Below are 21,736 nucleotides of genomic sequence, written 5' to 3' on the forward strand. Positions count from 1 at the left end.
AATTAAAACACAAATCCAAACACAACCACACCAAATGCGTATCTCTTTCAATTGGTTACGGGAACTCGTAGAAATTAAACAAACTCCAGAAGAACTAGCCCACACCTTGACAATGGCAGGGTTTGAAGTCGAAGATATAGAAGATCGCCGCACTTGGGCCGATGGCGTTGTGATTGCTAAAGTTCTACAACGTGAACAACACCCCAACGCAGATAAACTCAGCGTCTGTACAGTAGATGTGGGTGGAGAGGAAACTTTAAATATTGTTTGTGGTGCATCCAATGTCCGCGCAGATATTTATGTACCAGTAGCAACCAAAGGTACTTACTTACCCAATATTGACTTAAAAATTAAACCCACCAAACTCAGAGGTGTACCATCCAATGGGATGATCTGTTCTTTAAAAGAACTGGGTTTACCAACTGATATTGATGGTATTCATATTTTCACCCAAGAAAATCTCACCGTGGGTAGTGATGTCCGTCCATTCTTGGGTTTAGAAGATGTCATTTTAGATGTCACCGCTACCGCTAACCGTGCGGATGCTTTATCTATGGTAGGTATTGCGCGGGAAGTTGCAGCTTTAACCGGCGGAAAGTTATCAATTCCCCAAACTGAAGCAGTCAAAATTGACAATGGTACAGGTAATTTACCCAAAAAAATTGACCTAAAAATTTCTGAAAATAAAGCTTGTCCTGCTTATATTGGAACTGTTGTTGAACAGATTAAAATTGCCCTTTCTCCTGAATGGTTGCAACAAAAATTAAATGCTGCGGGAATACGTCCTATTAATAATGTCGTAGATATCACCAACTATGTATTATTAGAATGGGGACAACCTTTACACGCATTTGATCAAGAAAAGTTAAAATCTGTCGCTGGTGGTGATAAATTAATTGTTGGTGTCCGCTTTGCAGAAACCGGAGAAACCCTCAAAACTTTAGATGGACAAACCCGGAATTTATCTACTCAGAATTTATTAATTACTGCTAACAATAAACCTGTAGCTTTAGCAGGAGTCATGGGTGGTGAAGAAACAGAAGTTGATCAAACTACAACTAGCTTAGTTTTAGAAGCTGCTTTATTTGATTCTGTGGCTATTCGTCGTTCTTCCCGTGGTGTGGGTTTAAGAAGTGAAGCTTCAGGTAGATATGAAAGAGGCGTGAATAAGGCAGAATTAGAAATAGCTTGTCACCGGGCTTTATCCCTTTTTCAAGAATTAGCAAATGGGGTAATTGTTCAACAGGAAATTGCTGATACTCGTCCTGATCCTGCAACTTGGACACACTCTATCGTTTTGCGATTAGATAAAATCAATGAACTGTTGGGTCCTGTTGATTTGGGAATAGAAACAGGAGAACTGCAAGCAGCAGATGTAGAAAGAATTCTCACAGCTTTAGGATGTGAATTAACTGATCAGAATGATCGCACTTGGACAGTTAAAGTGCCACCTTATCGTTATCGTGATTTAGAACGGGAAATAGATTTAATTGAAGAAATAGCCCGTCTTTATGGTTATGATAACTTCGTTGATACTTTACCCGAAAAAACCGAAGCTGGGTATTTATCTTTAGATCAAGAACTGCTAAGAAAAATCCGGGCATATTTGCGGGCTGAAGGTTTAACAGAATTAATTCAATATTCTTTGGTGAAACCGGGTGAAGATAGACAAATTGTTTTAAATAATCCCTTGTTTGCGGAATATTCAGCCTTGAGAACAGATTTAATTGCCGGATTAATTGATGCTTTTCAATATAATTTAGAACAGGGAAATGGGGCATTAAATGGGTTTGAAATCGGACGGATTTTTTGGCAAGAAGAAGAGGGTTTAGACGAGGCGGAAATGTTAGCTGGTATCATGGGTGGTGATACTACTTTGGGTAAGTGGTCACGGGGTGGACGGGAACAACCGATGACATGGTTTGAAGCTAAAGGTATTTTAGAAAATGTCCTGGGTAGGTTTGGTTTACAGGTAGAATTTCAACCAGAAAATCGAGACTCGCGTTTACATCCAGGCCGGACTGCTTCTTTGTGGTTAGGTGGTAATAGACTGGGAACTTTTGGACAAGTTCACCCCCAAATTAGGAAGGAAAAAGATTTACCAGATGCGGTTTATGTATTCCAAATCAGTTTGGATACTTTGTTAAATGCTTTGGATAATGATGATTTACTCATTCCCAAATTCAAAGCTTATTCTACCTATCCTGCTAGTGATCGAGATATTGCTTTTTTTGCACCTGTGAATTTGACAGTTTCAGAACTCGAAAAGGTGATTACTAAAACTGGTAAAGGGTTATTAGAATCTGTGGAAGTGTTTGATGAATATCGGGGTGAAAATGTCCCTGCTGGTCAAAGAAGTTTAGCTTTTCGGTTAGTTTATCGTGCTAGCGATCGCACTCTCACTGAAAATGAAGTTGAACCTGTACATAATAAAGTGCGGGAAGCTTTAGTAGAAAAATTTGGTGTGAGTTTGAGAAGTTAATTCTTAGGTAATTGCTAATATTTGGGTAGGGGTTTAGCATTGCTAAATCCTTACTGATTGAATTCTCAAAACTGCTGCATATTCTTTCTAGTTTAGATTGTTTGTAAAATTTGTGAAAGTGTTAATTTAAGTTCTGGAAATAATGGAGATATAATTAAATCATCACCCCGAAATTGATTAACAATATATTCATCATCAACTAAAGAATAAATAGAAATTGTTGGTTGTTTAGGATTACCAATAAATCTTTTACTACCGAAAGCCGCATAATCAACTATCCAATATTCAGGAATACCCATTGATTCATAATCATTGGTTTTGTTACCATAATCTGTTTGCCAATTACTGCTAACAATTTCTATTACTAAAGAAACTGAAGCAGCTTGGGTAATAGTTGATTCCTTTTTCCATAAAGGTTCATTAACTAAATTGTTTCTATTTAATAGTAAAATATCAGGTGAATAGGCTGATAAACTATTAGGTGTTTTAATCAAAGCTGTTTTGGGGATAAAATAAGGAAGTTTGAGTTTTTTATATTCAGTAACTATTTCTTCTACTAAATATCCGATAATTTCCTCATGATCACCTACTGGTGGGTTCATTTCAATAATTACTCCATCATATAATTCATAGCGTAACCCTGTGTCTGGGTAGGATTGGATAAATTCTGCAAAGGTTACTGGTTTAGTTAAACTTTGAACCATGATTTACCTCTTGAATAATAATGATGTTTTGATTTTAATTATACTGTAAACTTTATAAATTGAAAATCATCAACCTATTAACACAGGAGTAACAAGAATATGCCAAAATATATAATGTGGGGTAGCTATTGCAAAGACGTTTTAAGCAAACGTGAACCCTATCGTCAAGCCCATTTAGAAGGATTAGCAAAACAAAAAGAAAGTGGGGTTTTAATTACCCTTGGACCTACCAAAGATGTTACCCAAGTTTTTGGTATTTATGAAGCAGAAGATGAAACAACAGTTAGTCAATTAGTGGAAGCTGATCCTTACTGGCAAAACGGTATTTGGACAGAGTATGCTATTAAAGAGTGGATTCAAGCTTTCTAGTCCATTCTTCGTAATTCATAATTTGTAACTAATTACGTCCGCGCAGCGCGCCGTAGGCTTGATTACGAATTACGAATTACGTTAGTGTAGCGTGCCGTAGACTTGATTACGAATTACCCTTTTAGCGCCCTTTTAAAATTACGGCGATAGGATGGATTAGCAACAAACAAAACTGGCCACAACAAACTAAAACCAATACGATTAGGCAAAGTTTGGGTAAAATGAGTTTTGTTATAACCACTCCAAAACTTCCAAGCACCAACTACATAACCTACTAACGAACCAAAAATAATTACTTCCATTGTTATTAAATCCCTTAGTGAAATCAGAGAAGTTTAATTAAAATTACAGACATTTATTTTAAACAAACTTCAGCACAAAAATACACATCAAACAAATCAAATTCTTAGCTTATGGGGTTGTAGTCACTTGATTTTAGTTGAGATGGGTATTCTAGGTTACGGATAGTCATTGGTAGATCACTTTGTCATGAAAAGATAAAATCGCCTGAATTTTTTGTTGTTCTTTGGTTGTAACATATTAAATCCCACGAATCACTAAAAATAAGTTTATTGTAGTTATTAATTGCTTTTTAACAAAAATTACGCCTATATTGCAAGTTCCATGCAACGATCAATATGATCAAAGTAAAGACCTATAATCATACCCACAAAATACTTACATAGATAAGTAAATTTACACAATTGCTTATAGATGTCTTTTGTGGAAGTTTCTCAAAGATCAAAATTTGTATGAAACTAAAAGAAGAACAATCAAATTTTATAACCAATCTAAATGTAGCTATAGCTGCAAATAGGAGGATTTATGCGTGCAGTATTAATGGCAGGTGGTTCAGGGACAAGATTACGTCCTTTAACTTGCGATCTACCAAAACCAATGGTACCGATATTAAACAGACCCATTGCCGAACATATTATCAATCTTCTCAAAGAACATGACATCACAGAAGTCATTGCTACATTACACTATTTACCTGATGTCCTGCGGGATTATTTCCAGGATGGTAGCGATTTTGGCGTACAGATGACTTATGCGATTGAAGAAGATCAACCTTTAGGAACAGCAGGTTGCGTAAAAAATATTGCTGAACTTTTAGATGAAACCTTTTTAGTAATTAGCGGCGATAGTATCACAGATTTTGACCTTACAGCGGCGATCGCATTTCATAAACAAAAAAAATCAAAAGCCACATTAATATTAACTCGTGTTCCCAACCCGATAGAATTTGGAGTAGTGATCACAGACAAAGAAGGACACATCAAAAGATTTTTAGAAAAACCTTCCACCAGCGAAATTTTTTCTGATACCGTTAATACAGGAACATATATTTTAGAACCAGAAGTTTTAGAATATTTACCAGAAAACACCGAGTCGGATTTTTCCAAAGATTTATTTCCTTTACTATTGGCCAGAAATGAACCGATCTATGGTTATGTTGCCCAAGGTTACTGGTGTGATGTAGGTCATTTAGACGCTTACCGAGAAGCACAATATGATGCTTTAGAAAGAAAAGTCAAACTAGAGTGTGCATATAAAGAAACTTCCCCTGGAATATGGATCGGGCAAAATACGTATATTGATCCAACCGCGAGAATTGAAAGTCCGGCCATAATTGGTGATAATTGCCGGATTGGGGCAAGGGTACAAATAGAAGACGGTACAATTATTGGTGATAATGTCACCATCGGGGCAGATGCGAATTTAAAACGGCCGATAGTTTGGAATGGGGCAATTATCGGCGATGAAGCCCAATTATCTGCTTGTGTGATTTCCCGTGGAACTCGTGTTGATCGTCGCGCCCATGTATTAGAAGCTGCTGTAGTGGGTTCGTTATCTACCGTGGGAGAAGAAGCGCAAATTAGCCCCAGTGTGAGAGTTTGGCCTAGTAAAAAAATAGAATCAGGTGCTGTTTTAAACATTAATCTGATTTGGGGCAATACTGCCCAAAGAAACTTATTTGGTCAACGGGGAGTACAAGGGTTAGCGAATATTGACATTAGCCCAGAATTTGCGGTGAAGTTAGGTGCTGCTTACGGTTCAACCTTAAAACCCGGTTCCCAGGTGAGTGTTTCCCGTGATCAACGCAATGTGTCACGGATGGTAACTAGATCCTTAATTGCTGGGTTAATGTCTGTGGGTGTAGATATTCAAAATCTTGACTCTACAGCTATTCCCATTACCAGAACCGTAATTCCTACCTTGGGTGTAGCGGGGGGTATTCATGTCCGGGTACATCCAGACAGGGCTGATTATATCCTGATTGAATTTATGGATGGGAAAGGAATTAATATTTCTAAAGCCCAGGAAAAGAAAATTGAGGGTGCTTATTTTAAGGAAGATATGCGGCGGGCCCAAAGTCATGAAATTGGGGATGTAGCATATCCTAGCCAGGTAATTGAGCGTTATTGTACGGCTTTTGAAAAACTGTTGAATGTGGAAACCTTGCGTAATAGTCGGGCTAAGGTTGTAATTGACTATGTGTATGCAGTATCTGGGGCTGTGTTACCGCAGATGTTAGATAAGTTTGGGGCTGATGCGGTGGTGTTAAATGCCAGTGTTAATAAAACCACCATGAATACTACCACCAAGGAAGGGTTACTTACTCAGTTAGGTCATGTAGTCGAAGCAGTAAAAGCTAATTTTGGCGTGCAGGTATCAGCAAACGGAGAACAGTTGATTTTAGTGGATGAGTCTGGCTACCCAGTGCGGGGGGAAATGCTGACAGCGTTGATGGCAGAAATGTTGTTAACTGCTAATCCTAGAGGTTCGGTAGTTGTGCCTGTTCATGCTTCTAGTGCGGTGGAACAGGTCGCCCGTCGTCATGATGGTAGGGTAATTCGCACTAAGGCTAACCCGACAGCTTTAATGGAGGCTTCCCAGAAAAATCCCAATGTAGTTTTAGGTGGTAGCGGGGAAACAGGGTTTATTTTTCCCCATCTACATCCGGGTTTTGATTCTATGTTTTGCATTGCCAAGTTAATTGAAATGCTAACTATTCAAGAGCGATCGCTTGCTTCTGTGCGGGCAGAATTACCCCGTGTCATTCACAAAAGTTATACTGTCCGTTGTCCTTGGACTGCCAAGGGTGCGTTAATGCGTTATTTGGTGGAAACTCACCCAGCCCAAAACTTAGAACTGATTGATGGGGTAAAAATTTGTCAACCCTATGATGATAATTGGGTATTAGTTTTACCTGATGCTAGTGAACCTTTAGTACATTTGTTTGCCAACAGTAGCGATCGCGATTGGGTTGATGATAGTTTGAGGAGTTATCGTCAGCGCGTGCAAACTTTTGTAGAACGAGAACAGGAACACTTTGCCGAAGTTTAAGGTACAGCAGGTGACAGAGTTGAAAATTTTTTTATGTCTGAGTTCCATCACCTTTTGATGTCCTAACTTTCTTGTCTGCGGCTGTAAGTAGTCGTGCAAAATAAATTTCATATTTAGGGAAGGTGACAGGTGACAGGTGACAGGTGACAGACAAGAGATACAGAGATTTCTATTGTTTTCCCAAATGTGCAATTAATTTTGCCCAGGTACTTATAAACTCAGAATCAAGATTTTTAGGATTTGTCATGTTCTTTTTCCAATCTTATCAATCCTTGATTCTGAGAGCATCAATTTTTTGTATCTTTGTATGTTGAAATCCCTGCATAATTACAATTTCACTTTTTGATCGCAAAATATTGATATATTTGCGTAAAGATTGTCCATAATTAATAATTATTACATTCAATCTTTAGCCGTAGTCCTACGGAAGACAATGCTTGCCGAGAAATCTTTAAATATTATTAAGCTTAATAATAGACTGTTGTAAAATAATAATTAATTGTATAAAAAAATGAAAGATACACTTCCACTAGATAGGCAACCAGGTCTAGTACAAGAACAGCTATTAAGTCGGATTACTAACAGTATTCGCAAATCCCTGGAATTAGAAGATATTATCACCGTAACCACTACCGAAGTTCGTTCCTTACTAGGAACTGATCGAGTCATGATTTATCAGTTTCATGAAGATGGTAGTGGACAAGTTATTGCTGAGGCAATTTATGAAAATCGTTTACCTTCATTATTGGGTTTAAATTTCCCCGCAGATGATATTCCTCACCATGCAAGAGAGCTATTTGTAAAATCGCGGGTACGTTCTGTTGTTAATATTGATGCTGGACAAATTGGTCAAAGTCCGGCGTTTGACATAAAAACAGGGGAAACTATTTGTGAGGATCTACTTTATCGTCCTGTAGATCCATGTCATATCGAATATTTGACAGCTATGGGAGTAAAATCTTCTGTAGTTGCCCCAATTATTCATCAAGATCAACTTTGGGGTTTATTAGTTTCCCATCATTCCCAAAGTCGGGAAGTAGCAGAATACGAATTAAAAGCTATGCAGATGGTAGTAGAGCAACTATCTGTAGCGATCGCCCACAGTAATCTCCTCAACCAAACCCGCGCTCAAGCCAAAAGAGAAAGTATTATTAATAGTATTGCTACCCTCTTACATTCACTACCAACAATAGTTTTACAACCTGCATTAGAAGCCACAGTCGCAGCATTTAATGGTGTTGGGGGTAGATTATGTATTAGACACAATGCCTTCAACTTTCAATATAATAAATTTAAACCTTTGCCAGAATGTTTAATCCCTGGAAGTAACCGCCTGAGACTCTATATATGTGGAGAACAACCAGTTATTCCTGAAAACAATATATATCCCCTTTTAGAGCAATATAGCGTCTGGCAAGAACATTATAAATCTGGTAACTATGAAATTTGGGCAATTAATGATATTTACAAAGATGCTAATTTGCGAATTATTCAACTTGCCTTTAAACCAACAAAAATTCGCAGTATCTTAATGATTCCTCTCCACTATCGTCAAGAATTAGTGGGATATTTAAGTATCTTCCGTAATGAAATAGAAACAGAAACTTTATGGGCCGGTAAATTTGATTCAGATAATAGACAAATGTATCCGCGAATGTCCTTTGAATTGTGGTGTGAATCTAAACAAGGACAAGCTCAAATATGGACAAAAGAAGAAATTGAACTAGCAGGAGAAATTAGCAAACACTTTGCTTCAGCAATTCAGCAATATGAACTTTATCAACAAGTACAAAATTTTAATCATAACCTAGAGAAACAAATCCATAAACGGACTCTAGAAATGCAAAGAACAGCAGAACAACAAGAAGCTGTATTTAGAGTTATTAATAAAATTCGTAAATCTCTTGATATTGATTCTATTTTTAGAACCACCACACAAGAAGTTTGTCAACTAATCAAATCTGATCGAGTTTCTATTTATAAATTTAGTGCAGATTGGGGTGGAGAATTTGTTGGTAATTTTGAAGCTACTAGCCCCAACTGGTTTAATGAATCAAAAATAGGAATTAATACAATTTGGAATGACACTTATTTACAAGATACAGAAGGTGGCAGATATAGACATAATGAAACCTTCGCCGTAGATGACATTTATAACATGGGATTTACTCCCTGTCATATTGATAATTTAGAACAATTTCAAATTCACGCATTTATCTTAGCTCCCATATTTATTAGCAAAAGACTGTGGGGTTTACTCTGTGTCTACCAGCATACTGGACCGAGACAATGGAAACCCTCAGAAGTGAACTTTATCAGTCAAATTGCGGCTCAACTAGGAGTAGCAATTCAACAAGCAGAATTGTTAGTAAAAACCCAGCAACAAACGAAACAACTAACCGATACTCTCAACGAATTAAAAAATACACAAACTCAATTAATTCAAACGGAAAAAATGTCTTCTTTAGGGCAACTTGTGGCTGGTATTGCCCATGAAATAAATAATCCAGTTAACTTTATTTCTGGTAATCTTATCCATATTAATGAATATGCTGAAGACTTACTAGCTATGGTTGATATCTATCAGCAGAAATACCCAAACCCCTACGAAGAAATATTAGAGTTAGCAGAAGAACTGGATTTTGAATTTCTCCTAGAAGACTTACCAAAAATATTAAACTCCATGAAAATAGGAGTAGATAGAATTCGGCAAATTGTCCTATCTTTGCGGAACTTCTCTCGTCTAGATGAGGCGGAAATGAAAGAAGTAAATATTCATGAAGGCATTGATAGCACCTTATTAATTTTACAGCACCGTTTAAAAGCTAGACCTGAATTTCCGGCAATTCAAATCATTAAAGAATATGGTAATTTACCTCTAGTAGAATGTTATGCAGGACAACTCAATCAAGTATTTATGAATTTATTTAGTAATGCCATTGATGCTTTAGAAATTTATAGAAAAAATACAACATCAAATCCCAAGACACCACAAATTACAATTTCTACAAGATTGGGAAATATGAATGATCTCAAAAGCGCAGTCATTCATATTAGCGACAATGGTTTAGGAATGCCAGCAGCAATTAAATCCAAAATTTTTGATCCATTTTTTACTACCAAACCAATAGGAAAAGGTACAGGTTTAGGTTTATCAATTAGTTATCAAATAATTGTTCAAAAACATGGGGGAACTTTAAAATGTGATTCCCAACGAGATGTAGGTACAGAATTCTGGATTGAAATTCCTCTTAAACATATTTGCAGCAGTTAGGAGTTATAGGAGTCAGTATAAATAATTATAAATAATTTATTTATTTTATTTATTTTATTTATTTTATTTATTTTTCTCCCCATCACCCCATCACTTCAAAATTCTAATTTCTCAACTGTACAGGCATAGCTAAATAAGTCATTTTTAAACCACCCAAAGGTGTAAAAATTACCGGGGTTAAACTTTGATTTAAGTGCATTTGAATTTCTGTAGAAGGTAATTCCTTCAAACCTTCCATTAGATATTTAACATTAAAAGCAATGTCTATATCTTCCCCAGAAATTTGCGCCGGCATTGACTCTGTACCATTACCCACATCTTGCGCTTCACAGGATAAAGTAATTTCTTGATTAGCATTATTAATGCTGACTTTGACAATATTATTTTTCTGATCAGCTAACACCGCAATTCGTTCTAAAGTGCTGATAAATTGCTTCCTTTCTAATACCACCTGACGCTCAAATTGCCGGGGAATTAATTGTTGATAGGCGGGATATTGTCCTTCTAAAGTTCGGCTGGTTAAACGTTGATTTTGCCAAGCAAAAACTATCTGACCTTGGTCTAAATATAAAGATATCGCTTCTTCGGAGGAACTATGAGCCAGCATCCGTTGTAATTCTCTTAAAGCCCTGGCTGGGACTGTAACTTCTAGTTGTTCACTACCTTCTAAGGGGCGCTCGTTAGTAGTTTCTAGCACTGCTAAACGGTGTCCATCGGTAGCTGCAAATTCTAAGGTGTCTTGTTTAACTGTTAAATGTAACCCAGTCAGAACTTGTTTAGTTTCATCTGTACTGGTAGCAAATAATGAACCTTTTAATCCTTCAATTAATGCAGCGGTAGTGAGTTGAATTGCATCTGAACTCTCAACAATTGGTAATTCTGGGAATTCTTCTGCTCCCATCGCTCGGACTTGGTACTTACCACTTTTGGGTTTAAGTGTAACAATTATACCTTCTCCGGCATTGTCTTCTGATTGGTCATCTAGGGTAATTTCCCCTTCTGGGAGACGGGAAGTGATATCTAAAAGTAGTTTAGCGGGAAGAGCAATTTCCCCTCCTTCAATGACTTCAGCACTAAAACTGGTACGGATACCTAAGCTCAAATCAAAAGCTGTTAAACTGACTTGGTTGGTTTCCGCATCTGCTTGTAAGAGGACGTTAGCAAGAATAGGATGACTAGGCCGAGAAGGTACTGCACGACTGACAAGTGAAAGGTTGGTGCTGAGGTCACTTTGAGAACAAACTAATTTCATAAATATGGATTCTTATTGATGAGAAATCATAGTAACAAATTTTGGGATTGGATAACTGGGAATTAGTAACTGTGAAAAATTTCATGTAGTTTATTTACACAATCTTACAGTTTTCCACAGTTTTCCGCTACAGGAGTTCTATTTTCCAAACCTTGCTAATAAATCTATGCGAGATAAATTTAACAGCAAAGGAGTAAATTCTTCCCTAGACATAGTAATTACTTGATCAATAATTTGTGCTAATTGTGGATCAATTTCTCCAAAGCGTACTTGTAAAATACTTTCCACCATAGCGCGACGTTCTCTTAATTCTCCTTCTTCTCTTCCTTCTTGTCGTCCTTGTTGTCGTTGTTCTTCTTTAAGTTCTTCTAATAGTTGTTGATACATTTCTGATAATTTCATAATCAACTCCTGATCATCTTGATCAATATCTTTTTCTTTTTGTTGACGTGCAGATAACATAGCAATGAGGTCATTTACTAATTTTATAACATTTTCCAAGTGTGGATTATTCTTAGCTAGTGCTTCTAATTCTTCCACTGCTTGTCTTTGTACTTTTCCTCTACCTAATACTCTTAAAAACAGTGTCTCTGGTGTATTTGGTAATTGATGTATGACTACAATGCCAGTTTTTAAGACTTTTCCCAGTAAATAAACTCCTTGACCCCATATTTCTTCTCCCGTAGCATTACAACCTGTTAAGGTTTCTTCTGATGCTGTGGGTGTAAATATCCATAAATGGGGTAATTCGGTTTCATTAATTCGCTTATCATTGCGTTTAGTTTGTCTTTCTATTTCTGCATGAATATCAAATAGTTTACCCATACAACTGCGAATTTCACTTTTGCTCACTGGGTTACGGAATGGTTCAAATATTACCGATGGGGTATAAATTCCCATTCTACCTAAAATTCCTAATTGTTCTATCTTGTCTGGAGATGTAGGAGTAAAGAATACATCAATTTGTCTCACTTCTGAAGTGATATCTTTACTGATTTCTACTTGACCATAGGGTGTAAATAGTTCTGTTAGATATTGTTTTGAAAATTGGTCATGGATAAATCGTGTCATTTTTATACATTTTACAAATATTTTTACAAATTATAACCTGATCTCAAACTCTTGCTGATGAAAATATAAGTCCGATGGCTGTGGAAAATATGTGGAAAAACCTGGCTAGTTATCCACAGGGTAATTATACTCAATGTATTTTTTTACAAAATTATGAAGTTTTCCACAGATTTATCCCCAAAAGGATATATATTTTCCACAATCTTAGGGAAATTTAATACTTTGTTATGCTTTGCTTAACGAGGATGTTTGAAAAGTCCCTCGTGGTGTATCAAAAGCTCTCAGATCCCCCCTAACCTCCCTTGATAAGGGGGGAATTAATCAATCAAAGTCCCCCTTTTGAAGGGGGATTTAGGTGGATCTACTTTAACGTTGATTGTGAATGGGTAACTCTTATTTACGTTACTATTACCCCCAATTCGCAAGCATCGTACTACAAGAAAATCAGGAAAACCCGTTGTTAATGAATTGGGACGCAGTGCTAGGTCAGGTCAAACCAGACACCGCATGACTTCGTGGAAAATAGGTTGTTTAAAATTCTTAATAATTTTATGTAATGCTTACAGGTTAAAGTTTACAAGTCTCGATGCGAGAGAAGAGACTAGCGACTACTGCGAGTTTTCTGCGTGTTTCTGGGGTTGGTGGAAATAGTTGGCCCGTCGTTGGATATGGCGTTAGTTTCCAGATGTTTACTTGGTATGGGAGATGTCCCTGGGGAGGTTCTTGGTTTTGGTTGGTGCTTCTCGAATTTCTTGGTGTCAAGGTAAAAGTAAGTTGTTCATAGTCCAGCGATTCTCCCTCCTTTCTCCATCCTACGCGATCGCAGAACTGTATCCATATATTCTGATCATAAGCTATTGTGCCACCTAATTCTTGATAAATCTTCTTTTGCACAGAAAAGCCAAAATGTCCTTCACTGTATTTTACCCAAAGTTGGTCAATAATGTAGAGGTCTTGACAGGGGAAATTCTCAATATCTTCAATCTCTAAATAGCCTTCTTTTTCTCGGTTAGCTACTTTGAGCATAACATTTAGTGTTTCCTGATCAGCTTCTTTCCAATTGTTCTCTTCTAGAAACTCCCGCAGTTGGAAATATTGAGGGGGTAAATCTTCTTGTTGAGGTAAAACTTGGAGGAGTTTTTTAATTCCTTGATTTTTCAGACTATATTTATCATCAGGTTGATCATTATTCTTGTTAGGTAAATAGCAAAGTAAATCTGCCAATTTAGGATATGTATTTATCCAGTAAGCTACTTGACTGTATTTTTCATCAGAGCTATTATCTTTATCAACAGCACATTTTTCTAATGTAGAAAGTAGGGAAGGCTCTTTTTCCAATTCATATAAAAGACGGGGATATTTCAGGGTAATTGCTACAAACTTACCTAATTGCTGTTGAGTTATTACCTCTCTTTCTTTCCAGGTAGTTCCAACTGCATAATAATAAATATATCTTTTTAATCCTAATCCATTCAGATATTGTTTTAAACGACGTGGATTATTATCAAAGAAAGGTGCAACCATTTTCACCAGTTCTTCTTGTTCATTATATTCTAAATCTTTTTTAATGATTGGAAAAATTGCTAGTTCTCGACGCGGAGGAATTGTTTCTGGTTCAACTTTTATGGTTGTATTATTGGATGATGATTTTCTCTTGTTAAAAGTTTTAATAATTGATTCATAAGGAATACCAAAAAATCGTTTTCTCCTTGAAACTTTATCTTGATTATCTCTGAGATATATTCCTGTAAAAAAACCTTGGAGACTATTTTCTGAAGGTTTAGGAATTGTAAAAGATAATTGTACAAACTTCTCTAAATAACTAAAACCATAATCCAACTTTTTCGTTAAACCATTATTTGTATTATTTGTTGTTTGATCTTGATTATTTCCATTCAAAGAAGCTAGATAAGGAAGTACATTTTTCTGCTTGTAGGTGATTGCTGCTGCTACCTTTTCCCGATCCATACCCAAGATAAAAATAATCTGTGGATCATTGGAAATCATCATATTTAAAGCTTGTAGTAAATCAGCGGCTTTGTCAAGTTCACAACGGTCTAAATCATCAATAAAAACATAAACTTTTTCATCTTTGCCGATATAAGCTTCCACAATTTTTCTAAAGTCTTCATGGAACTTTTCCACAAAAGCAACTTGACTTTTATAGTCTGGTGATTCCAGATATTGAGTCAAATCCATTTTTGGATCACCAATGATTTCTTTTAATTTTCCCAGCAGTTTACCAATTCCAGCAGATGAACCACCAATCCCACCAATTAATAATAATATAGTTAAGACATTATCTGAATTTTCATCATTGCGTTGTTCCTGTTCTTTTGATTCTGGTTTCGGCTTTGGTTGCTGTGCTTTTTTTTCTTTTTTCTCTTCTTCTTTCTCCTCTTCCTTGGTTTCTAGCAGTTCTACTATCTGTTCCGAAAACTGAGAAATACCAGAAACACCTACTTTAAAAACTCCAACATAGATAAAAGTGACAATAATACTAGAAACCAAACTAATGTAAATTATTGAGTTGAGAGACTTGAGCGGTTTTTCTTTAAAGTCTAAACGGTTAATAAACAAAAATAAGGAACTTAATAAATTAGGTATCCAATCGGATAAATCACGATTACTAGATATTTGTTCTAAAAAAGAGATAGCAAAAGTAGCCCAAAGTGATTCAGCTTTTTCATGTCTCCAAGCATTAAACCAAACTGTTTGGGTTTTTTGACTGAACTTTATTTCTAAAAGTTGACATATATCTGATAAATCGCTGGTTATATGTTCTTTTTTGATCTTATCCCAGAGTTTCTGTAACTTTCGTTTTTTAATTTCTTCAGACTCGGAAATTATCTCAGTTTCCAGTTGCTTCATAAAGGAAGATTTACCACTACCCCATTCACCTTCAATGGAAATACTTAATGGTGGTTTTGTATCAGAATTAGTTAAAAACTTAGTCATAGCAATGACATAAGGTGTTAAACCAAGATAATCTTGAGATGCTGGTTGATCACTAATGGTAATATTATTATTTTCGTTATTTTGCTGTGATGCTTCCTTAGACATTTCCTCACCTGCTGTTTTTAAAAACGACTATTCATGTGAATGCGATCGCTCAATTGTTGTAAAGTTTGAACTAAAGTCGGATCTTTTTCTTGTAACTGAGTAATTTTATCACAACTATACATCACCGTTGTATGATCTTTCCCCCCAAATTCCTCACCAATTCTCGGCAGACTCAACCCCGTATTTTGCCGCATTAAATACATCCCAATTTGTCTAGCCCAACTAATTTCCCGACGACGAGAATTACTTTTTAAATCTGCAATTGGTAACTTAAAAAAGTCAGATATAACATTTAAAATCACTTCCGGCGTAACGTCTACTTTTTGGTGAGAATTACCTAAAATTGGACTGATATTTTCCACCGTCATTGGTAAACCCCAAATAGAAATATAAGCTAAAGCCCGAATTAATGCCCCTTCCAATTCCCGAATATTAGAAGTATAAGTAGCCGCAATATATTCAATTACATTTCTGGGTAAACGGATGTTTTCATATTCAGCTTTTGTTTGTAAAATCGCCATCCGCGTTTCTAAATCCGGTGCTTGAATATCGGCAATTAAACCCATAGAAAACCGCGAACAAAGCCGTTCTTGCAAACTAGGAATTTGATTAGGTGGACGGTCAGAGGCAATCACAACTTGCTTTCCTGCCTCATGTAAAGTATTAAAAGTATGAAAAAATTCTTCTTGAGTGTATTCTTTCCCTTCCAAAAATTGAATATCATCCACTAATAAAATATCAGCAGCCCGGTAATGCTCCCGAAAACCCTGCATACTATCATTACGAATAGCAGTAATTAAATCATTAGTAAACTGTTCAGTCGAAACATAAAATATTTTAGAATCGGGATAAATTTCCCAGCGATAATTACCAATAGCTTGCATTAAATGGGTTTTTCCTAAACCCACACCACCACATAAAAATAAAGGATTAAATTCCCTCCCTGGATATTCAGCCACAGCTAAAGCAGCAGCATGAGCCATTCTATTATTAGCACCAACCACAAACCTAGAAAAAACATACTTAGAATTTAAGTCTGTACTTTTTTGTTGATTTGTAGTTACATTGGAGTTAATAGCATTAACTGCTGGTAATTCCCACACAATCTCTTGTTTATCTAGTGCAGAAACTTCATTATCTTGAACAACAGTAAGATAAATTTCTACAGGATAGCCTAAAATATCTTCTACCACACTGGCAATTGTATTAATGTAATACTTCTGAAGCCAATTGCGAGCAAATAAGTTAGGAGTAGATATAACTAAGCAATTATTTTCTAATTCCTCGGCATTAGCAGTTTTAATCCAAGTTTCAAAGGTGGGACGAGATAGCTTGAGTTGTAACCTCTCTAACACCCGATACCACAGATTGTCTATGGGAGTTTCCATCATCTACTACCTTTGCTGCTAATCGTCACAATATGGATATGAATGAACAGTCATAATTTAATCTGAAACTGTAATCATTCTGGTACAAACCAAGTAGCCAATATCCTAACATCTAGTGACGAACACGGAGAAAAAATCAATGAATAAAAAATATCATGATCCAGAAGGCCACAATTTTGATTCCAGTGCTAATTTAAATCCGAAAAGGGCTAAAATCAGATTTGGGTTATTAATAACTGGGTTAGCAACATTAGTTGTGAGTGGTTGTTCTAACTTCAATAGCAGGACTTTAGAAGCAGAAAGGAGTAATTCTCAGATACAAAGAAATACTTCATCCACTTCAGTAGCTCCCCCACCTATTATCGCATCTACTGGTGATCCTAACTTTGTAGTGGCAGTAGTACAAAAGGTAGGTGGTGCGGTTGTCCGGATTGATGCAGCGAGAACTGTTACATCCCAAGTACCTAATGAATTTTCTGATCCATTTTTCCAGCGCTTTTTTGGGAATAGAATTCCCCAACCCACAGAAAGAGTGGAAAGGGGTAGCGGTTCCGGATTTATTATTAATTCCTCTGGGCAAATTTTAACTAATTCTCATGTTGTAGATGGTGCAGATAAGGTGACTGTAACCTTAAAAGATGGGAGAAGATTTGATGGTGAAGTATTAGGAGAAGATCCGGTTACGGATGTGGCCGTGATTCAAATTAAGGCTAATAATTTACCCACTTTAGCTGTAGGTGATTCTAATACTTTACAACCAGGAGAACCTGTAATTGCGATTGGTAATCCTTTAGGTTTAAATAATACTGTGACTTCGGGAATTATTAGTGCTACAGATCGCTCTAGTAGTGATATTGGTGCTAGTGATAAACGGGTAGATTATTTACAAACTGATGCAGCAATTAATCCTGGTAATTCTGGTGGGCCTTTGCTTAACTCTCGTGGTGAAGTAATTGGTATGAATACCGCAATTATCCAAGGAGCGCAAGGTTTGGGTTTTGCAATTCCTATGAATACAGTACAGAAAATTGCCCAGGAATTAATTAGTAAAGGTAGGGTAGATCATCCTTATTTGGGTGTACAAATGATAACGCTTACGCCGGAAATTAAAGAAAGAATAATTAATAGAACTGGTGGTAGAGTTAACATAGTTTCTAATCAAGGTGTTTTATTAGTAAGAATTATTCCCCAATCACCAGCAGCACGTGGTGGACTCAGAGGAGGTGATGTGGTGACAAGTATCAATAATCAAACGATTACCAATGTGGAAGAAATACAAAAAATTGTTGAAAATAGTCAAATTGGTACTCCTTTAGTCATGGAAGTAGAACGAAATGGACAACCTTTGAAATTAACAGTGAGTCCTGCACCTTTACCAGTGCGATCGCAAAATTAATTAATTGCAGTTTCTAATTCTCCTAGTCGGTTTTAACCGACTTCTGCTATTAGACAGGGAATTAATTCCCTGGCTGAAAAAGCCTGAAAAAGCCAATTTTTAAGAAATGATAAGTAACTATTGTTTTTTCCAGGTCAGATAGGATACACTTTCAAAAGTGGTAAAAGTCTTTCGACACCACAAGCCCGAACCTTGAAAACCGCATAACTTCGTTGACTGGTGTCGAATGCTTACAGGGTAAGCGTTTCCAGGTTTCCAAAGCCTTGCTTATTGAGAATTTCTTCGCACTTATTGAGAATAAAAAATGTGGTGTCGAAATGGGGGTCTCAAACCCTTGCTCTGTAAGGCTTCCAAAAGTGAACTCTTTACAAACCTATTTCCCCGAAAGGGGATGGAAACTTTAACAACATAATTTAGCCTTGCTCTAATTACTTTACAAACCTATTTCCCCGAAAGGGGATGGAAACTGATAAAAAGCCTCCGTGGGCTTAATTAATTTTTACCTTTACAAACCTATTTCCCCGAAAGGGGATGGAAACATTTAATGTAAATGATTTCATAAAAATCCTTTGCCCATCTTTACAAACCTATTTCCCCGAAAGGGGATGGAAACACAAAACAAATCTAATGTTGCATATTTTGTTTTGTTCCTTTACAAACCTATTTCCCCGAAAGGGGATGGAAACGTTATTTGTATGCCCTTGTCGAACTTGGAGAGATCTCCTTTACAAACCTATTTCCCCGAAAGGGGATGGAAACTTGAGGTTTTCGTTTTTTTGATCTTGCTTTTGGCTTTACAAACCTATTTCCCCGAAAGGGGATGGAAACATTTATCTTTGGGGTAGGGTTTGACCCTCCCCGACTACTTTACAAACCTATTTCCCCGAAAGGGGATGGAAACCGTAACTAGACCTGACTTCCCAGCTTTCTCCCTTCTTTACAAACCTATTTCCCCGAAAGGGGATGGAAACCTGTTGAACTTCTTTTCTACCATCTAAAACTGCATTCTTTACAAACCTATTTCCCCGAAAGGGGATGGAAACATCTAGTATTTACACCAGATGTATCTTCCTTTTTTTGCTTGTCTTTACAAACCTATTTCCCCGAAAGGGGATGGAAACGTAGCATGGGGATCCCCATGCGTGGTGAGAATAAGTATCAGCTTTACAAACCTATTTCCCCGAAAGGGGATGGAAACTTTGTGCAGAGCGTTGGTGTGGGACATACAGAAACAGCTTTACAAACCTATTTCTCCGAAAGGGGATGGAAACAAACTGTTGCTTTATTAGCATTAGGTGAATAAGGCTGACTTTACAAACCTATTTCCCCGAAAGGGGATGGAAACGTTTCTGTTGTCAACGTTGCTACTATTGCTGTTTTCTTTACAAACCTATTTCCCCGAAAGGGGATGGAAACACTACTAATCCTTCCTCTCTCACTTAATGATTGTAGTTTCATATTTCGTTAATATAGGAATCATAACGCCATGAAATCTCCTCCGAGTCCTATATTTGAATATGAATCAAAACTTACCAGTTATTCAATTAGGTAATCCTAAATTACGCCAAAAATCCCTGTGGGTGGAAAATATTGAGGATAAAAATATCCAATCACTAATTGATAATTTAATTGCTACTGTAAATCAAGCTAATGGTGTGGGAATTGCTGCACCCCAAGTAGGAGAATCTTATCGCTTATTTATTGTTGCTTCTCGTCCTAATTCTAGATATCCAAATGCACCGGAAATGCAGCCTACTGCAATGATTAATCCCAAAATTATCAGCCATTCTCCTGAAATTGTCAAAGGTTGGGAAGGTTGTTTAAGTGTGCCAGGAATTAGGGGTTTAGTTCCTAGATTTCAAAAAATTGAAGTTGAATATTCTGATAGAAATGGCGATTTTAAAAAACAAGAATTAACTGATTTTATCGCTCGGATTTTTCAGCATGAATATGATCATTTACAAGGAATGGTATTTTTAGATCGGGTAGAATCTGTTAATGATTTAATGACAGAAGCTGAATATCAACAGCGGATAGTTAATAAAACTTAAATGAGACTAACTACGATTTGACTGACACCAATCATTTAATTGATCTTGAAATTTTTCTAGATTTTGAGGACGATAATCTTGATCATCACACCATCGCTTCTTGACACTGTGATGCAAGTTGGAAAAATCATCTATGATACGGAAGTTTTGGTCTAGAATAAAGAAAAAACTTCTAGGAGTATTATCAAAATAGATGCTATGATCTGGTATTATTTTGCTGATATAATCCTGATCCAGAGATAGAGAATTTGTTAATGATTCAACTCGTCGAATCATCCAAAGCAAAGCACAATTAGCTAAACCTTGAGTCTCTTGAGTTCCTCCACCAACGCAACCATGATTACCAGGAAACCACACTTGTTCTATGTTTACATTGCTACCATTATTAGGTAGTTCCATTCGGGTGACATCAAATGCTAGACGCTTTTCATCAATTGCTACTGCATGAAAGGCGTTTTCTATGTCACGATTAATTCTCCGGTCGTGAAACCCATATTTCTTATTTAATAATTTATCCAAACCTACATCCTCAATTAGATTTGGAAAACCTAATGAACCAACAGTATCCCAGCACCCTAAAACTTTAATAGGTACTGTCTCTCTATTTTTATAGTCTACAGTCCCATAGTTATTACGAAACTCTATGCATTGTTCATCTTGAGGTTTCTTCTCTGGATCTCGGTAAAGATTATAAGCATCTGTGATTTTATTGATAAATTCCTTTTTTAATAATCCTGAACAGTAGATCAATCCTGCTAAAGAACGCACTGTATATGCACCACGACTAAAACCAAATAGATATATTTGGTCTCCTTTTTGATAATTTAGACACAAAAACTGGTAAGCCTCTAGTATCCTATTATCAATTCCCCAACCAAAAGAACCTCCCAGATACTTGCTAGATAATTGGACAATATCTATATTTAATGATGTGTTTGTTGGTTCACTAATTAAATAGTCAGTACCAATTCCATCGCTATAGTATACAATCTGGGAAATGTTGTCATCATCAAATGGCCTAATAGATTGAGCCATTTTCATGACATTTGTTGGACAATTTACAGTCGCTTTTTGCCATGTTCCATCACAGACTAAAACAAGACGTTTCATATTTATTGAAGTAATAGGATTACGTAGTAATATAACATTTTTGTATGTATTTTCATGGACAAACTTGAACCAACAAGTTGAACGTGCTACGGAAGTAATGTTAACTTATGTTTTCTGTTTCCGTTACTACCCCTTTGGACTTACTATCTTATCTGTGAGACAGTTAATGATTAAAGGTCTGCAATTAGAACTAATTCCCTCGTATGTTTTAGCTTGGGATGCTTT

The 21,736-nt window shown here is 36.5% G+C and carries 13 protein-coding genes and 1 CRISPR repeat array; of the genes, 6 read left to right on the plus strand and 7 right to left on the minus strand.

Annotation, left to right across the window (positions count from 1 at the left end):
• The first annotated feature begins 34 nt into the window (after positions 1 to 34).
• A complete protein-coding gene (gene pheT, locus WJM97_RS21665; RefSeq protein ID WP_353930829.1) occupies positions 35 to 2,482 on the plus strand; it encodes a phenylalanine--tRNA ligase subunit beta in 2,448 nt (815 codons plus the stop codon).
• A gap of 92 nt (positions 2,483 to 2,574) precedes the next feature.
• Here pheT and WJM97_RS21670 read toward each other — a convergent pair whose 3' ends face one another.
• The gene (locus WJM97_RS21670) at positions 2,575 to 3,186 is read right to left on the minus strand and encodes a Uma2 family endonuclease (RefSeq protein ID WP_353930830.1); all 612 of its coding nucleotides are present in this window, start codon (positions 3,184 to 3,186) and stop codon (positions 2,575 to 2,577) included.
• Positions 3,187 to 3,285: 99 nt separating this feature from the next.
• Between WJM97_RS21670 and WJM97_RS21675 the strand changes: the two genes are divergently transcribed.
• Positions 3,286 to 3,555 (plus strand): YciI family protein, encoded by a 270-nt coding sequence (locus WJM97_RS21675; protein WP_353930831.1) that lies wholly within the window; start codon positions 3,286 to 3,288, stop codon positions 3,553 to 3,555.
• Between the two features lie 113 nt (positions 3,556 to 3,668).
• On the opposite strand, the gene WJM97_RS21680 is transcribed toward WJM97_RS21675, so the two are convergent.
• Entirely contained in the window at positions 3,669 to 3,857 is a 189-nt protein-coding gene (locus tag WJM97_RS21680; protein WP_353930832.1) for a hypothetical protein, read from the minus strand.
• Between the two features lie 523 nt (positions 3,858 to 4,380).
• On the opposite strand from WJM97_RS21680, the gene WJM97_RS21685 reads away from it, so the two are divergent.
• The gene (locus WJM97_RS21685) at positions 4,381 to 6,906 is read left to right on the plus strand and encodes a mannose-1-phosphate guanyltransferase (RefSeq protein ID WP_353930833.1); all 2,526 of its coding nucleotides are present in this window, start codon (positions 4,381 to 4,383) and stop codon (positions 6,904 to 6,906) included.
• A 511-nt stretch (positions 6,907 to 7,417) separates the two neighbouring features.
• Positions 7,418 to 10,180 (plus strand): GAF domain-containing protein, encoded by a 2,763-nt coding sequence (locus WJM97_RS21690; RefSeq protein ID WP_353930834.1) that lies wholly within the window; start codon positions 7,418 to 7,420, stop codon positions 10,178 to 10,180.
• Between the two features lie 103 nt (positions 10,181 to 10,283).
• On the opposite strand, the gene dnaN is transcribed toward WJM97_RS21690, so the two are convergent.
• The 4 genes from dnaN to dnaA form a co-directional block, all read right to left on the minus strand.
• Positions 10,284 to 11,432 carry a DNA polymerase III subunit beta gene (dnaN, locus tag WJM97_RS21695; protein ID WP_353930835.1) on the minus strand — a complete coding sequence of 383 codons (1,149 nt, stop codon included), beginning with the start codon at positions 11,430 to 11,432 and terminating at the stop codon, positions 10,284 to 10,286.
• Between the two features lie 138 nt (positions 11,433 to 11,570).
• Positions 11,571 to 12,503, minus strand: coding sequence for a hypothetical protein (locus tag WJM97_RS21700; RefSeq protein WP_353930836.1), 933 nt, complete (start codon positions 12,501 to 12,503; stop codon positions 11,571 to 11,573).
• A 567-nt stretch (positions 12,504 to 13,070) separates the two neighbouring features.
• Positions 13,071 to 15,566, minus strand: coding sequence for a GUN4 domain-containing protein (locus tag WJM97_RS21705; RefSeq protein ID WP_353930837.1), 2,496 nt, complete (start codon positions 15,564 to 15,566; stop codon positions 13,071 to 13,073).
• 17 nt (positions 15,567 to 15,583) lie between these two features.
• Positions 15,584 to 16,954, minus strand: a complete 1,371-nt coding sequence (dnaA, locus tag WJM97_RS21710; protein WP_353933235.1) for a chromosomal replication initiator protein DnaA — start codon at positions 16,952 to 16,954, stop codon at positions 15,584 to 15,586.
• A 139-nt stretch (positions 16,955 to 17,093) separates the two neighbouring features.
• On the opposite strand from dnaA, the gene WJM97_RS21715 reads away from it, so the two are divergent.
• Positions 17,094 to 18,350: an HhoA/HhoB/HtrA family serine endopeptidase gene (locus tag WJM97_RS21715; protein ID WP_353930838.1), complete on the plus strand. Its 1,257-nt coding sequence runs from the start codon at positions 17,094 to 17,096 to the stop codon at positions 18,348 to 18,350.
• A gap of 363 nt (positions 18,351 to 18,713) precedes the next feature.
• Positions 18,714 to 19,766: direct repeats of the CRISPR family, unit length 36 nt; unit sequence CTTTACAAACCTATTTCCCCGAAAGGGGATGGAAAC.
• A gap of 101 nt (positions 19,767 to 19,867) precedes the next feature.
• The gene (gene def / locus WJM97_RS21720) at positions 19,868 to 20,401 is read left to right on the plus strand and encodes a peptide deformylase (RefSeq protein ID WP_353930839.1); all 534 of its coding nucleotides are present in this window, start codon (positions 19,868 to 19,870) and stop codon (positions 20,399 to 20,401) included.
• Between the two features lie 6 nt (positions 20,402 to 20,407).
• On the opposite strand, the gene WJM97_RS21725 is transcribed toward def, so the two are convergent.
• Positions 20,408 to 21,511: a DUF2235 domain-containing protein gene (locus WJM97_RS21725; RefSeq protein WP_353930840.1), complete on the minus strand. Its 1,104-nt coding sequence runs from the start codon at positions 21,509 to 21,511 to the stop codon at positions 20,408 to 20,410.
• Positions 21,512 to 21,736: the final 225 nt, after the last annotated feature.

The sequence above is a fragment of the Okeanomitos corallinicola TIOX110 genome (assembly GCF_038050375.1).
Taxonomy (GTDB): Bacteria; Cyanobacteriota; Cyanobacteriia; order Cyanobacteriales; family Nostocaceae; genus Okeanomitos; species Okeanomitos corallinicola.

What these genes read in the sequence shown, in the direction of transcription:
- pheT (WP_353930829.1), top strand. Translation starts at nt 35, where the DNA reads ATGCGTATCTCTTTCAATTGGTTACGGGAACTCGTAGAAATTAAACAA.
- WJM97_RS21670 (WP_353930830.1), bottom strand. Translation starts at nt 3,186, where the DNA reads ATGGTTCAAAGTTTAACTAAACCAGTAACCTTTGCAGAATTTATCCAA.
- WJM97_RS21675 (WP_353930831.1), top strand. Translation starts at nt 3,286, where the DNA reads ATGCCAAAATATATAATGTGGGGTAGCTATTGCAAAGACGTTTTAAGC.
- WJM97_RS21680 (WP_353930832.1), bottom strand. Translation starts at nt 3,857, where the DNA reads ATGGAAGTAATTATTTTTGGTTCGTTAGTAGGTTATGTAGTTGGTGCT.
- WJM97_RS21685 (WP_353930833.1), top strand. Translation starts at nt 4,381, where the DNA reads ATGCGTGCAGTATTAATGGCAGGTGGTTCAGGGACAAGATTACGTCCT.
- WJM97_RS21690 (WP_353930834.1), top strand. Translation starts at nt 7,418, where the DNA reads ATGAAAGATACACTTCCACTAGATAGGCAACCAGGTCTAGTACAAGAA.
- dnaN (WP_353930835.1), bottom strand. Translation starts at nt 11,432, where the DNA reads ATGAAATTAGTTTGTTCTCAAAGTGACCTCAGCACCAACCTTTCACTT.
- WJM97_RS21700 (WP_353930836.1), bottom strand. Translation starts at nt 12,503, where the DNA reads ATGACACGATTTATCCATGACCAATTTTCAAAACAATATCTAACAGAA.
- WJM97_RS21705 (WP_353930837.1), bottom strand. Translation starts at nt 15,566, where the DNA reads ATGTCTAAGGAAGCATCACAGCAAAATAACGAAAATAATAATATTACC.
- dnaA (WP_353933235.1), bottom strand. Translation starts at nt 16,954, where the DNA reads ATGGAAACTCCCATAGACAATCTGTGGTATCGGGTGTTAGAGAGGTTA.
- WJM97_RS21715 (WP_353930838.1), top strand. Translation starts at nt 17,094, where the DNA reads ATGAATAAAAAATATCATGATCCAGAAGGCCACAATTTTGATTCCAGT.
- def (WP_353930839.1), top strand. Translation starts at nt 19,868, where the DNA reads ATGAATCAAAACTTACCAGTTATTCAATTAGGTAATCCTAAATTACGC.
- WJM97_RS21725 (WP_353930840.1), bottom strand. Translation starts at nt 21,511, where the DNA reads ATGAAACGTCTTGTTTTAGTCTGTGATGGAACATGGCAAAAAGCGACT.